The 12,892-nt window shown below is 54.6% G+C and carries 15 protein-coding genes; 2 read left to right on the top strand and 13 right to left on the bottom strand.

The window, feature by feature from the left end:
* Both ACPGUT_RS14745 and ACPGUT_RS14740 read right to left on the bottom strand, forming a co-directional pair.
* The coding region (locus ACPGUT_RS14745; protein ID WP_423992648.1) for a formate--tetrahydrofolate ligase at positions 1-922 on the bottom strand (922 nt) is incomplete at its 3' end.
* 116 nt (positions 923-1,038) lie between these two features.
* The gene (locus tag ACPGUT_RS14740; protein WP_423992646.1) at positions 1,039-1,617 is read right to left on the bottom strand and encodes an MOSC domain-containing protein; all 579 of its coding nucleotides are present in this window, start codon (positions 1,615-1,617) and stop codon (positions 1,039-1,041) included.
* A gap of 98 nt (positions 1,618-1,715) precedes the next feature.
* Between ACPGUT_RS14740 and ACPGUT_RS14735 the strand changes: the two genes are divergently transcribed.
* Positions 1,716-1,940: a DUF333 domain-containing protein gene (locus tag ACPGUT_RS14735; protein ID WP_423992644.1), complete on the top strand. Its 225-nt coding sequence runs from the start codon at positions 1,716-1,718 to the stop codon at positions 1,938-1,940.
* 3 nt (positions 1,941-1,943) lie between these two features.
* Here the strand turns inward: ACPGUT_RS14735 and ACPGUT_RS14730 are convergent, their stop codons facing one another.
* Positions 1,944-2,483, bottom strand: coding sequence for an excalibur calcium-binding domain-containing protein (locus tag ACPGUT_RS14730; protein WP_423992642.1), 540 nt, complete (start codon positions 2,481-2,483; stop codon positions 1,944-1,946).
* 275 nt (positions 2,484-2,758) lie between these two features.
* Here ACPGUT_RS14730 and ACPGUT_RS14725 point away from each other — a divergent pair, with 275 nt between their 5' ends.
* Positions 2,759-3,103 carry a hypothetical protein gene (locus ACPGUT_RS14725; protein WP_423992640.1) on the top strand — a complete coding sequence of 115 codons (345 nt, stop codon included), beginning with the start codon at positions 2,759-2,761 and terminating at the stop codon, positions 3,101-3,103.
* A 60-nt stretch (positions 3,104-3,163) separates the two neighbouring features.
* Here the strand turns inward: ACPGUT_RS14725 and ftsH are convergent, their stop codons facing one another.
* From ftsH to ACPGUT_RS14675, 10 genes are all read right to left on the bottom strand, one after another.
* Positions 3,164-5,110 (bottom strand): ATP-dependent zinc metalloprotease FtsH, encoded by a 1,947-nt coding sequence (gene ftsH / locus ACPGUT_RS14720; protein ID WP_423992638.1) that lies wholly within the window; start codon positions 5,108-5,110, stop codon positions 3,164-3,166.
* Between the two features lie 73 nt (positions 5,111-5,183).
* Positions 5,184-6,443, bottom strand: coding sequence for a tRNA lysidine(34) synthetase TilS (gene tilS / locus ACPGUT_RS14715; RefSeq protein ID WP_423992636.1), 1,260 nt, complete (start codon positions 6,441-6,443; stop codon positions 5,184-5,186).
* Positions 6,444-6,488: 45 nt separating this feature from the next.
* On the bottom strand, positions 6,489-7,325 hold the full coding sequence (gene ybgF / locus ACPGUT_RS14710) for a tol-pal system protein YbgF (RefSeq protein WP_423992634.1): 837 nt from the start codon (positions 7,323-7,325) through the stop codon (positions 6,489-6,491).
* Positions 7,326-7,346: 21 nt separating this feature from the next.
* Positions 7,347-7,868 (bottom strand): peptidoglycan-associated lipoprotein Pal, encoded by a 522-nt coding sequence (pal, locus tag ACPGUT_RS14705; protein WP_423992650.1) that lies wholly within the window; start codon positions 7,866-7,868, stop codon positions 7,347-7,349.
* Positions 7,869-7,964: 96 nt separating this feature from the next.
* On the bottom strand, positions 7,965-9,290 hold the full coding sequence (tolB, locus tag ACPGUT_RS14700) for a Tol-Pal system beta propeller repeat protein TolB (RefSeq protein WP_423992632.1): 1,326 nt from the start codon (positions 9,288-9,290) through the stop codon (positions 7,965-7,967).
* A 118-nt stretch (positions 9,291-9,408) separates the two neighbouring features.
* Positions 9,409-10,527, bottom strand: a complete 1,119-nt coding sequence (locus tag ACPGUT_RS14695) for a hypothetical protein (protein WP_423992630.1) — start codon at positions 10,525-10,527, stop codon at positions 9,409-9,411.
* 5 nt (positions 10,528-10,532) lie between these two features.
* Complete coding sequence (gene tolR / locus ACPGUT_RS14690; RefSeq protein ID WP_423992628.1) at positions 10,533-11,015, bottom strand: protein TolR; 483 nt, start codon at positions 11,013-11,015, stop codon at positions 10,533-10,535.
* Between the two features lies 1 nt (position 11,016).
* Positions 11,017-11,712 (bottom strand): protein TolQ, encoded by a 696-nt coding sequence (tolQ, locus tag ACPGUT_RS14685; RefSeq protein ID WP_423992626.1) that lies wholly within the window; start codon positions 11,710-11,712, stop codon positions 11,017-11,019.
* 166 nt (positions 11,713-11,878) lie between these two features.
* A complete protein-coding gene (ybgC, locus tag ACPGUT_RS14680; RefSeq protein ID WP_423992624.1) occupies positions 11,879-12,256 on the bottom strand; it encodes a tol-pal system-associated acyl-CoA thioesterase in 378 nt (125 codons plus the stop codon).
* A gap of 2 nt (positions 12,257-12,258) precedes the next feature.
* A partial coding sequence (locus ACPGUT_RS14675) for a hypothetical protein (RefSeq protein ID WP_423992622.1) occupies positions 12,259-12,892 on the bottom strand: 634 nt, incomplete at its 5' end.

Raw genomic sequence — 12,892 nt, 5'->3', positions numbered from 1 at the left:
CAAGGTCAGCACCGAAACCAGCTTCGGTCACAACGTAATCCGCAATTTTCAGAGCAGTTGTGGTCGCGATAACAGAGTTACAGCCGTGTGCGATGTTCGCGAATGGGCCACCGTGTACAAACGCCGGGTTGTTTTCCAGAGTCTGAACCAGGTTTGGCTGCATGGCGTCTTTCAGCAGAACGGTCATAGCGCCGTCCGCTTGGATGTCGCGGCAGAACACTGGGGAACGGTCACGACGGTACGCAACAATGATGTCGCCCAGACGTTTCTGAAGGTCAGACAGATCAGTTGCCAGACACAGGATCGCCATAACTTCGGAAGCCACAGTAATGTCAAAACCGGTTTCACGTGGGAAGCCGTTGGACACGCCACCCAAAGACGCAGTGATCTGACGCAGAGCGCGATCATTCATGTCAACAACACGACGCCAAGCCACACGACGGATGTCGATTTCCAGCTCGTTGCCCCAGTAGATGTGGTTGTCGATCATAGCGGACAGCAGAGAGTGCGCAGATGTGATCGCGTGGAAGTCACCTGTGAAATGCAGGTTCATTTCTTCCATTGGAACAACCTGGGCGTAACCACCGCCAGCAGCGCCACCCTTCATGCCAAAGTTTGGCCCAAGGGATGCTTCACGGATACAAACAGCGGCTTTTTTGCCAATGCGGTTCAGGCCATCGCCCAGACCAACTGTTGTTGTTGTTTTGCCTTCACCAGCTGGTGTCGGGTTGATCGCGGTTACCAGGATCAGTTTGCCGTTTTCATTGCCCTGTACAGAATTGATGTACTCTTGGCTAACTTTGGCTTTGTCGTGGCCGTATGGCAGCAGGTCTTTGCTGTCGATGCCCAGTTTCGCGCCGATCTCTTGGATCGGAAGCTTGTTTGCCTCGCGGGCAATTTCGATATCGGTTTTGTAGCTCATGTGACTCCCCTGGGATCAGGTAGGTTAGATATTTCTATCCATTGCATACAATTGAACGCAGCGTCGCAAGGGTGTTTTTGCGACATATTCCGTGCCTGAATCGTCGACTTACGCCCTCACGGCCGCCAAGATCTTTGCCCTGGAATATGCAGTCGGAAAACGTCACCCACACGCAACATTCCTTCGCAGAGAACCCAAGCTGTGACGCCGCGACGGTCTTTTGCTGCACCTTTAAAGGTTTTTCCTTTGCCTGCGTGATCAGATTCGATCTCTTTTCCGGGAAAAACACACGGAAGATTGATCACATCGATTACCAGAGTTGTGCCGTTTTCAGCGATCAGGCGGGACGCTGGCGGGATATGTGAAAAGTCCGGTAGGCCCGAAACAACAAGGTTCGCCCCAATAAGCGCCGGATCAAGCTGGTCAAGTTCCATATTCTGCGCCACCACAGCAAGTTCTTCTGCGCAAAGCACTGTAAACTGACGGGTATTTCGGATCTTCGTGCCAATGGGGTGCTGCCCCTGCGTGCGTCCACAACTGGCCCGTGTCGCGCCATAATGGCTGTCTTCCCGAATACCCTCAAACGCCGCAAATAGACTGTCACGCGCGTCCGCTCGCAGGGATATCCCGCGATCCGGCATCAGCCCCAACCAAGTGATTTCACCACTATAGCCACTGTCGATATGTTCAGGCATCTCTTCCCCCTTGCTGTGGCGACAGGATGGCGGGGCTTTCACAAATACACAAGCCGCGTCATACTCTGGCAATTCATTACAAAACTTACGGATATCCCATGCGCATTCGGCTTCCTCTGTTGCTGCCCCTCGCCCTTTTGGCTTGTAGCCCTGAGGATCCCTTCCCTCAACTCGGCCTAGCCAACCCGGCGTCCGTCTATTGTGCGGATCAAGGTGGAAAAATAGAGATCCGCGACACAGAGGAAGGTCAAGTGGGCCACTGTCATCTGCCCGACGGGCGCGTAGTAGAGGAATGGGAGTTCTATCGCGCCGCTACAGAATAGGCCTTAGCAACCATCATAATTTTTGCGTCCACTCGCCGTGATCGTATAGGTCCCGCCACGCGGCCCGACGTAACAGCGCGGACGATACACCCTGGGCACAGGGGCACGATAACGGGAAATCCGACGCACCTGAGTTCCCCATTCACAGGCAAGCCCATCCCCGTCTGCATCCAGATTGTGCCGATCTTGAACAGGGCCACCTGCTGCAAGGAAATATTTCTGGGCCTCTGCACCACTCCGAAAATCACTGCAGTTCATGGTACTTTCAGAAATCGCAGGGCGTTCATACCTTGAACGCCCATAGGTAGAAACGCTCGCGTGGCCATAGTTGCTAGAAAAGCACTGATTGACACCACGCGCTGCAAGCTCCGCTTCAATCATAAGCTTCCCACGTGGTGTTGTGCTGGCAGTTCCATATGCAATGCAAAGGGAGGAATTTGTTTCCGCAGCAATCCGTGCTGACAGGACTTCAGGCGGTTGCGCGTCCGGAGATGCCCCACAAGCAGCAAGCAATACCAGTAAAATGAATGAACGGGTTTTCATATTACGACATCCTTCAAATAATACGAATGGGATAACTAGAAAACTGTTCTGAAACAATGCAAATTCCGGAATGAGATATCCATTCCCAATGCCCTCTTCCCCTGCAATCCACAGCACATTCCAGAAGCGTGATGGCAATTCTGGAACTCATTTCCAGCCCAGACATCAATGCTAAGATCACCTTCTCTCAACACCACGTGATCAGATGAAACCTGCCTTTTTTCTGCCTTAGCCTCGTTCCAGGTCATAGGGATAGCACATGACGGAGGAACATCATGAAAACCCTGCCCCTACTTCTTGCCGCAACCGTGGCCAGCCCAGCACTCGCAATGGAAGACCCGTTGAATGGCGCAGATTTTGTATTGAACTGCACATCAGATCAGAACGGATCTGCCGTGACCCTGGCACGATCTGGCGCGACGGATCTTGGTTTCATCGTAACAGAAAAAATTCGCGGAGAATCACAGATCCTGCCGGGGGTCAACTCACTGACGTTCCTGCATATAATGGACACTGATGTGGTGACATTTGTCGTCGATTTCGACACGCTGAACTATGACATGACCGTGCGTGGGCAACACAGCACAAATGACCATGGCAGCTGCCAGAACCCGCTATAAAGCCAAAGAAAAAGCCCGGGAAATACCCCGGGCTTTTTATGTTTCATCCGCCTGCGCAGTTTAAGCAGAAGGCTCCGGCTCCATACCACTGTCACCATCATCCGCCTTTGGCTTGGCGCGGGTTTTGGGGATGGCTGTGACCGAAGCTTCTTCTTTTTCAGAGGCTCCGCCTTCTTCATCATCATTGTCGAACGGGTTTTCGCCCTTCATGACCTTCTGGATTTCTTCGCCCGTAAGGGTTTCATATTCCAGCAAACCTTGTGCAAGGCGTTCAAATTCGACTTCGTTTTCTTTGATGATCTTGAAAGCAACGTCATATCCTTCGTCGATGAAACGCTTCACCTCAGATTCGATCAGTTCCTTGGTCTTGGCTGAAATCGAGAAACCGCCAGCGCCGCCATTATTGGCATATCCTGCTGCAGCTTCTTGATAATCAATGTTGCCGACTTTGTCAGACATGCCCCATTGCATCACCATCGCACGCGCCATAGCTGACGCCTGCTGGATGTCACCCGATGGGCCACTAGAAACGAAATCCGCACCGAATTTGAAGATCTCAGCGGCTTTCCCGCCCATGGTCATTGCAATCTTCTGGTGACCTTCGTCTTTGAAGAATTGCAGGCGATCCATTTCAGGCAAGCTCATAACCATGCCAAGCGCACCACCGCGTGGGATGATCGTCGCCTTATACACCGGGTCACATTTCGGCAGTTTCAAACCAACAATGGCGTGACCTGCTTCGTGATATGCGGTCTTTTCTTTCTGGTCGTCCGTCAAAACCATAGACCGGCGTTCAGAGCCCATCATGATTTTATCTTTGGCGCTTTCGAAATCAACCATCGTCACGAAACGACGCCCCACACGCGCAGCCATCAGGGCCGCTTCGTTCACAAGGTTTGCCAGATCCGCACCGGACATGCCAGGGCAGCCACGTGCGATAATACGCAAATCAACATCCGGCCCAAGCGGCGTTTTACGTGCATGTACGTCCAACACTTTTTCGCGGCCTTTGATGTCTGGCAGCGGCACAGTCACCTGACGGTCAAAACGACCAGGACGCAAAAGTGCGGGATCCAGAACATCTTTGCGGTTGGTTGCCGCAACGATGATCACACCCTCGTTGGACTCAAAGCCATCCATTTCAACCAGCAGCTGGTTCAATGTCTGTTCACGTTCGTCATTGCCCCCGCCATGACCGGCACCACGATGGCGGCCAACAGCGTCGATTTCATCGATGAAGACGATACAAGGCGCGTTTTTCTTTGCCTGTTCAAACATATCGCGCACACGGGATGCACCCACGCCGACGAACATTTCAACAAAATCAGAACCGGAAATCGTGAAGAACGGCACACCTGCTTCGCCCGCAATTGCGCGTGCCAGCAGGGTTTTACCCGTACCAGGCGAACCAACAAGCAGCGCACCTTTCGGGATTTTACCACCGAGTCGCGAGAATTTCTGCGGATTGCGCAGGAACTCGACGACTTCTTCCAGTTCTTCCTTCGCCTCATCAATGCCCGCGACATCATCAAAGGTCACACGGCCCGAAGATTCGGTCAGCATTTTCGCACGCGATTTACCAAATCCCATCGCGCCGCCTTTGCCGCCGCCCTGCATCCGGTTCATCATGAAGAACCAGAAACCGATCAGGATCAACACCGGCAGAAGCAGTGAAAGCAACGAAAAGAAACCGCTTTCTTCACGGGTCTTGGATGAAACCTCTACACCTTTTTCAAACAGCATCTTGCTGAGATCACTGGTATATTCGACGCCGGTGGGCACAATAGCCACCTGTTCAGTTCCATCAGAACCCCGGAAAATGGCGTTCTCTCCGTCCAACTCAACGCTGGTGACGGAACCGGCCTCAACCTGGTTCAGGAACTCAGAATAAGACACAGCAGATGAACTGCTGCTACCAGAGCCATTGCTGAATACATTAAACAGGGTCATGACGAGCACTAACAGCACGACCCAGAAAGCGATATTTCTCGCGTTGCCCACGGGCATCTCCTCAGATTCGTTCAGGACCTGTCATAACGTGAACGGCCCATATTTAAAATAGGGCCCCAGCAGCATATCTTCAATGCGATACCAGAGAGTTAAAGAAATCCTTTTCGCCGCAGGCATTTTCGGCCATCCATCCATTGGCCAATCCGGCCAGGGGTGCGGCCAGCAATGCCTCACCACGAAAGGCCGCAGGCGATGCGACTAAAGACGCGCGTGACAGGCCGGTTTCCCGCCATTCATTGCATAATTGCAGACCCTCTTCCCCAAGGGCACGGATGGTCACACCGGTGGCATCCCCATCTTCCGGCCGCAAACGCCAGCGGTTGTCCCAAAGATCACCTGCGGCCGTTTGCAGCGAAGACACTGCGCTGTATTCGCGGGAAATACGGATGCGATCATTTTCCTGTGCGATCAGACATCCACATAGGGTTGCGGTCCGTTCTTCTTTGATCGCTTTGAAAAGGTTCATAATTTCACGCTGACGGGGGCCATAATCGCTTGCCGACACCCAGGTCAGTGCATGGCGCAGCAAACGGCGACGGGTTTCGAAATGCCCCCGCATCAAATTGTCACGATGCAGCAACACATCCCCTTCCTGCACCAACGCCACATCCCCGGCGAAATGCCAGACCTGCTGGTTCAGGGCGTGGCGTGCATCTGCCATATTGCCTGCAAGCGTGCACAGTTTTTCAGGTGACACACCCAGCGGTTTCAGCGCCTCAAGAATATTACGGGCCTTAATACGGTCGAAACGTTCGTCTTCATTTGATGGATCATCAATCCATGATTGCCCCTCTACTCTGAGGTAATCGCGCAACGCATCCCGACGAGTCTGTAGTAAGGGGCGAAGCCAGGTCACGCCAAGATGATCCCGTTTAGGGGCCATCGCGGCGAGACCATCCACACCTGCAGACCGGGCGATCTGCATTAAAACGGTCTCTGCCTGATCATCTGCCGTGTGACCTAGGCAAACCAAATCCAGATCCAACCCATGGGCCCAATCCGCAATAAGACCATATCGCGCACGTCGCGCTTCGTCCTGCAAATTGCCCTGCCCGTCCCAATTGATCCACCGGGCTATTTCATGTGAAACCCCGAGACCCTGACAGATATCGGCCACATCAGATGCCTCTTGATCCGATCCCGTACGCAGACCATGATCAACAGTAATACAATGCAATTCCACGCCATTGTCGCGGGCATAAGCGGCCGCCAGACGTAATGTGGCAAGGGAATCCCCGCCACCGGAACAGGCCACACCAAAACGCCCCGGCGTTTCAGCAGCCAGGGCGGAATTGAACTGAAATCTCAGAAAATCACTATCAGCGCTCACGGCAAACCCCATTATCGTTTCACAGGGTTTAACGCGTGGTCTGCTTTACAGGCAACCCATGTTCTGACGCGCGCTTTGCGCCTCAGATGTCACTGTAGAATTGGGAAAGCGCACACCAACCTGATCAAACATCTGACAGGCTTCGGTGTTCTGCCCGAGATCACGCAGGGTCGCGCCAACTTTGAACAGCGCCTGTGGGGCCATGTCACCATCTGGCGCGGAACTGAACGAATCCAGATACGCACGGGCCGCAGGGCGTGTTTCGCCCAGCTTTTCATAGGCGTCACCCTGCAGAAAATAGGCCTGTGCCGACAGCGGGCTGCCCGGGTAATTTTGCACAAATACCCCTAATTGCTGCGCAGCGGTGGCATAGTCGCCCCCGTCAACGGATGCCTGCGCAGCTTCGAAATCCGCCTTTTCGCCAACAGCCAGTTCCAGCCCGTCATTGCGGGTTGGGGTCAGAACAACCGATGGGGCAGACGCCACATCAATATTGCCCAATGTTGTGCCTTCCGACAGGTTGCCCAGGTCACAATTCGTTTCCAGTTCACACAGGCGAAATTCAAGATCACCAATCTGATTGCCGCCCACCGTTGCAATCTGGTTGATCTTATATTCCATTTCCTCGGTGCGTGCGGTCAGACGCTGCAAAACAGCTTCCATCGCATCGATCCGTTCCAGAGGCGAATTCCCCCCGACATTGGCCGAAGGTGTACCGGTTGTAGACAGTTCACGCTTTAGGCGCTGAACTTCGACATAAAGCACAGACATTTCCTGACGGATATCCGCCAGGGTCTGATCGCGATCCTGTGCCTGGACCGCAAGCGGCGACACAGAAACCATCAGGGCAAAAGCGCCCGCTGCAAGGCTGAAACGAAACATATCAGGTCTCCTCTGTCAGGATCAGCTGGTTGGAATGCCAGCACCAACCACAGTTACCGACCGGCGGTTCTGGGCATAGCAGCTTTCCGCTGAACAGATCTCAATCGGACGTTCTTTGCCGTAGGATACGGTGTTCACACGCGCTGACGACACGCCCTGAGACACAAGAAATTCACTAACGGCATTTGCCCGGCGTGCGCCAAGGCCAAGGTTGTATTCCCGTGTGCCCTGTTCATCTGCATGGCCTTCCACGCGCGCTGTATATTCAGGGTTCGCCATCAGCCATTGCGCCTGGCCAGCAAGCACGGTGCGCGCCTGGTTTGTCAGCGTATACTGATCAACCGGAAACAGGATACGATCCCCAACAGTTTGCTGGAAATAGGCCACGGAATGCGGGTCATTTGCGCTGCCATTCACAATTCCATTGCCCGGGCCACCAATGCCGTTGCCAGTCCCTGACCCATTGCCAAACCGGTCTGCATTTGAACAGGCAGACAATGCGCCGGCCACCAGCAGCAGTGCTGCGATCTTTGTCGTTTTCATCATGCTCTTCGCCTCTGTATCTGTGGCCGGAACCGCCCCGGCATCAATCTGTTTCTTATTTTGCGCCATCATAGCACCGAATTCGCCTTTTGGGAATTACGGCAGCAGCGGGGACCACGCCGGATCTGAACCTGCCCCCTGTGTGTTCACCCGACGCAGGTTGCGCCCGGAAATATCTACGGAATACAACGCGGCCTGCCCGTCAGCGCCAGAGGTCTCGCGCATAAACATAATAACGCGACCATTCGGCGACCAGGTTGGGCCTTCATCTAGGAAAGACACGGTCAGAAGACGTTCATCAGACCCGTCCGTGCGCATCACGCCAATGTGGAAACGCCCGTCGTTCTGCTTTGTGAAGGCAATCAAATCGCCGCGCGGTGACCAGACCGGCGTGCCATAACGGCCACTGCCAAAACTGATCCGGCGTGCTTCGCCACCAGAGGCTGCCATCACATACAGCTGGGGCGATCCGGACCGATCGCTTTCGAAAACAATCTGGCTGCCGTCTGGTGAAAAGCTGGGCGCGGTTTCAATAGACGGCGCCGACGTCAGACGCGCCCGGGCACCGGTGCGCAGATCTACGGTAAAGATATCCGTATTCCCGCCAGTCGATGCGGAATAAACCACAGTGTTGCCATTCGGGCCAAAACGCGGCGCAAAGGTCATCGCATTGCCCTGTGCCCCAAGCGCACGACGCTGCACAGATCCGACGTCCAGCAAGAACACCTGCGGCGTCCCGGTTTCATAAGAGGTGTAGAGGACACGATCACCCGTGGGGGAAAACCGCGGTGCAAGAACGATAGAGGAACTGTCTGTCAGATACTGCAGGTTCGCCCCGTCATAATCCATCACAGCCAGACGCTTGCGACGATTGTCCTTTGGTCCGGTTTCCGACACGTAAACAACGCGGCTGTCAAAATAGGCCCCTTCACCGGTGATACGGGAATAAACTGTATCCGCAACTTTATGGGCCAAACGACGCCAGGACGCGATTGTGCCAACCAGCTGAAGCCCGGATCCAAGTTCCGCGCCAGACGCCACATCATAAACACGGAATTTCACGGTCACACGGCCATCATCCGCAACAGAGACAGCGCCACTGATCAGCCCTTCCACATTAATCGCCCGCCAGTCAGGGTATTGCACCGGGGCGTCAAAGCTTGTGATGTTGCTGATAAACGCATCCTGCGGCACTTCGCGAAACAGGCCCGTGCCTGTCAGATCGGCGGCCACCACCATAGACAATTGCTGCGCATATTCTGACGCCTGCGAATTTTCGGCCACGAACGCCGGGATCGCCAGGGGCACCGGTTCAATGCGTGGATTGTCCAATTCAATGCGCAGGCGTTCCTGGGCCTGCGCTGTGGTCACACAGGCAAACATCATTACACATGCAAAAAGTCGTGTGATTATTTTGGTCATAGAAGTCATCTCAGCCCCATTTTCTTCGGGTTGGTGAATTTATCAATCCCGCCGCCACATCTTTGGGCGTTTTGGCGGATAACAGCCGGGCAGGCGCAATATGTCACGGGGAAAAACCTCATCGGATCATCCCCGAGCCGCTGAAGACGGCTTCAATGTCACGCCAGTGACCGTATTTTTCTGCGGGCATGTCATAACCACGACGGTTGCCACGGTTTTGACAACGGGAAATTGCGCTATTTGCAGCGCGGAAGGCGATATTCGCGGCTTCGCGACTGCCCCCTTCCCAATCAGCAAGTTCGGGGCGGCTGGTGATATTGCCGTCACGATCCAACGAGAAATGCACAGTGATGGTCACCTGGGCCGCCGCGGATGAAATCGCACCTGTGTTCCAGCACTGATGGATCTGTTGACGCAAGCCATCTCGTTCCCCGAAAGACAGAGGCGGCCCCGCCGGTTCAGACGGCGTTTCATTTGCCGAAGCGACAGCATTGTTTATCACCTCTGCCAGCGGGTCGGTCGTATCCGCCTGAGCGGTCTGAACAGGTTCTGGCCGGGTTTCAGTTGCGGGTTCCGGAGCAGGTGCAGGACGCGCCGGGCGCAATTGTGGAACAAGAGACGTCACCGGTGCGGAGGCTGGGGGATCAACTTGTTCAGGAACGATATCCTCGCCGCCAGTTTCTACAGTTGTGGCCTCAGTTGGTGTGACCTGTTCAACCACCTCAGCAGCTTCCGGGGTTTCGGTCACCTCTTCCGTGATCTCTTCGGCAACGTCCACATCGGGTTCAGGTTCGGCAACAGCAGTGGGCGCAATAATTTCATTCGCTTCAGGCACCACAGTGGTATCCGCAGGTATTTCAGCAGGTGTTTCCACCGGTTGTTCTGGACCAGCAGGCACCGGATCTGGTTCTGGTGCGGGTGGCTCTGATATGGGTTCGGGCGTTGGTTCGGGCGCGGGCTCGGGGATTGGTTCCGGCGTTGGTTCGGGCACTGGTTCCGGTGTTGGCTCAGGCTCAGGTGCGGGCGCAGGACGTGGAACCGGAACGGCGCTGACCTCAGGGGCTGCCTCTGCCGCACTCGCAAGATCTTGCATCCGTTCGAAATCGGCCTCTGAAATAAAGCCCACTTCAGTCATTTCAAATTCCGGCGGATCCTCCGGCAGGAAGAACCCACCAAAGAGCAGCCAGAAAATCAAAGCCCCATGGCCCAGACCTGATATCCAATAGCCCGTTTTCACCGCGCTTACCCGTCCGATCCGTTCAGCGCCGGACCACCCGTGTCATGCACAAAGCTGATTTCATTGAAACCACCGGCCTGCAGCGCGCCCATGACCTGCGCCACATCCCCATAAGGAACGGCACTGTCTGCCCGCAGAAAGACACGCTGGCTTTCGCGTTCAGCCGCAATGGCACGCAGCTGCGTGATTAGCCCGTCACGCTGCACTTCGGAATTTTGCAGCTGCAACACCCCGTCTGTGGTCAGGGTGATGGTCAGTGGTTCTTCCTGTTCCGTTGGCAGAGCGGATGCCGAGGTTTCCGGCAATTCCACCGGCACGCCCACAGTCAGCAAAGGCGCGGCCACCATAAAGATAATCAGCAACACCAGCATCACATCGACAAAGGGCGTGACGTTGATTTCGCTCATCATATGATTGCTGCCCCGGCCGGAACGACGACGGCGACGATTGCCGCCTCCTCCGCTGGATTTGACTACACCTGCCCCCATATCAGCTGTCCAGCTCACGAGATAGGATAGTCGCAAATTCATCTGCAAAGGCTTCATAGCTTGCAATAATCCGGTCACTGTCACTGGACAGTTTGTTATAGAAAATAACCGCCGGGATCGCAGCCAGCAGGCCAAGACCCGTCGCCAAAAGCGCTTCGGCGATACCGGGGGCCACGACTGCCAGATTGGTGTTTTGCTGCGCCGCAATTTCGATAAACGCGTTCATAATGCCCATCACGGTCCCGAACAGGCCCACAAAGGGCGCGGTGGATCCGACCGTTGCAAGAAAGTTCAAACCTGAGGTCAACTTTTCGCTTTCCTTGGCGATCGCCACATCCATGGACCGGTCGATGCGTGACTGTGCGCCCGCAATAAAACCACCGTCCTGACGCAGATTACGCCGCCATTCCGTCATGCCCGCCGCAAAGACTTTTTGCGAGGCCCCCGATGGCGTTGCGCCGATCTTGTCGAAAAGTTCGTCCAGAGGTTCGCCAGACCAGAACGCGCGGTCAAACACCGCAGCCTCGGCCCGGCTGTTGCGATAGGCGATGATCTTTTGCACGATGATCGCCCAGCTCCAGAAAGACGCCACGATCAGCATGATCATCACGAGTTTGACGGTCAAAGTTGCCCGTGCAAACAGTGCCCACAGGGAGAAATCAATCTCCTGCGCTGCAGAAAGAAGTTCTGTTTCCATATGCCTGCTCTTTTGTTGTGGCCATCTTATGACGGCTCTGGTTAGGCAAAACCCTAATACACAGTTAACAAAAAAGACAGGGGAAAGGCTGGGTTCGGCACTCACCTTCGGGTGAAGGCGCGGATATTGGTGTCAAAGGTGAAATAATGCGCAGATATCGTATGGATTATGCGCGAAAAGCTGCCGGAAGACGCTGTGGTCGGCCCTGATCATCCAGACAGACGATGGTTACAATAGCTTCAAACAAGCGGGTTTCTGCGCGCAACACCTGTTGTTTCAGCGTCAGACGCGCGGCGGTGGCCCGCTGGATTTCGGTGCGCACGTTCAGAAAATCGTCATATTTCGCAGGCTGGATGTAATCGGCCTCAACCCGGGACACAGCAAAGACCAGACCGTCTGATTTCATAGCCGCCTGATCAATGCCAAGTTCGCGCACATATTCGGATCGCGCGCGTTCAATGAACTTCAGATAATTGGCGTAATAGACCAAACCTGCCAAATCCGTATCTTCGTAATAAACGCGCAGACTGAAGTCATGGGGCATGTTTAATGCGCCTTCCCAATTGGCACACCCAGACGTGCCGCCAGACGCAGGGCATGGCTGGTTTCACGCGCGGCCACCGGCATATTCTCATCATAAGCCGCCGTAATAATACCTGAAATTTCAGGTTTCAGAATGGTCTGGCCTTCGGACAGGTTTGCCAATGGTGACGAATTCTGAAACGCCGTATCAGACCACAGCACAATCGCCTGAACCATCACAGACAGAGCAATGGTTTCCGCCGGCAGCTGTCCCAGGGCATCATCCATACGCACAAATGCAAAACAGGCCTGAATGGCATTGTCATCATCAAAACGAAACGCGCGGTACTGGCTGGCATTGGCCCCTTGCAAGCGCCCAACCGTGGCTTCCAGATCCGGGATCAGCTGATCCATATTCGGAGTTTCCAAAAGTTCGTTCCAGTCCTGAATAAAAAACACCATTAGATTGGTGCCCAGTTCCGGATCCGTTTCCGCCATCTGGTGCCCAGCAACGGTGACAACCGCTTCGATCGCCCCTTTCAGAACGGCAACAGTTGCATCATCAACGCCAAAAACCACAGGCACAATAGGGCGGCCCCAACGTGCAAAAACGTAGTCGCCCGAACTGCGGGTGAAAAGTTGTTCAATCTCATCAGCG

Source organism: Halocynthiibacter sp., assembly GCF_049608145.1.
Taxonomy (GTDB): Bacteria; Pseudomonadota; Alphaproteobacteria; order Rhodobacterales; family Rhodobacteraceae; genus Halocynthiibacter.
This window is presented reverse-complemented; position numbering and strand designations above follow the sequence as displayed.

What these genes read in the sequence shown, in the direction of transcription:
- tolB (WP_423992632.1), bottom strand. Translation starts at nt 9,290, where the DNA reads ATGACCAAAATAATCACACGACTTTTTGCATGTGTAATGATGTTTGCC.
- ACPGUT_RS14735 (WP_423992644.1), top strand. Translation starts at nt 1,716, where the DNA reads ATGCGCATTCGGCTTCCTCTGTTGCTGCCCCTCGCCCTTTTGGCTTGT.
- ACPGUT_RS14740 (WP_423992646.1), bottom strand. Translation starts at nt 1,617, where the DNA reads ATGCCTGAACATATCGACAGTGGCTATAGTGGTGAAATCACTTGGTTG.
- ybgC (WP_423992624.1), bottom strand. Translation starts at nt 12,256, where the DNA reads ATGCCCCATGACTTCAGTCTGCGCGTTTATTACGAAGATACGGATTTG.
- ybgF (WP_423992634.1), bottom strand. Translation starts at nt 7,325, where the DNA reads ATGTTTCGTTTCAGCCTTGCAGCGGGCGCTTTTGCCCTGATGGTTTCT.
- ftsH (WP_423992638.1), bottom strand. Translation starts at nt 5,110, where the DNA reads ATGCCCGTGGGCAACGCGAGAAATATCGCTTTCTGGGTCGTGCTGTTA.
- tolR (WP_423992628.1), bottom strand. Translation starts at nt 11,015, where the DNA reads ATGGGGGCAGGTGTAGTCAAATCCAGCGGAGGAGGCGGCAATCGTCGC.
- pal (WP_423992650.1), bottom strand. Translation starts at nt 7,868, where the DNA reads ATGAAAACGACAAAGATCGCAGCACTGCTGCTGGTGGCCGGCGCATTG.
- ACPGUT_RS14725 (WP_423992640.1), top strand. Translation starts at nt 2,759, where the DNA reads ATGAAAACCCTGCCCCTACTTCTTGCCGCAACCGTGGCCAGCCCAGCA.
- tolQ (WP_423992626.1), bottom strand. Translation starts at nt 11,712, where the DNA reads ATGGAAACAGAACTTCTTTCTGCAGCGCAGGAGATTGATTTCTCCCTG.
- ACPGUT_RS14730 (WP_423992642.1), bottom strand. Translation starts at nt 2,483, where the DNA reads ATGAAAACCCGTTCATTCATTTTACTGGTATTGCTTGCTGCTTGTGGG.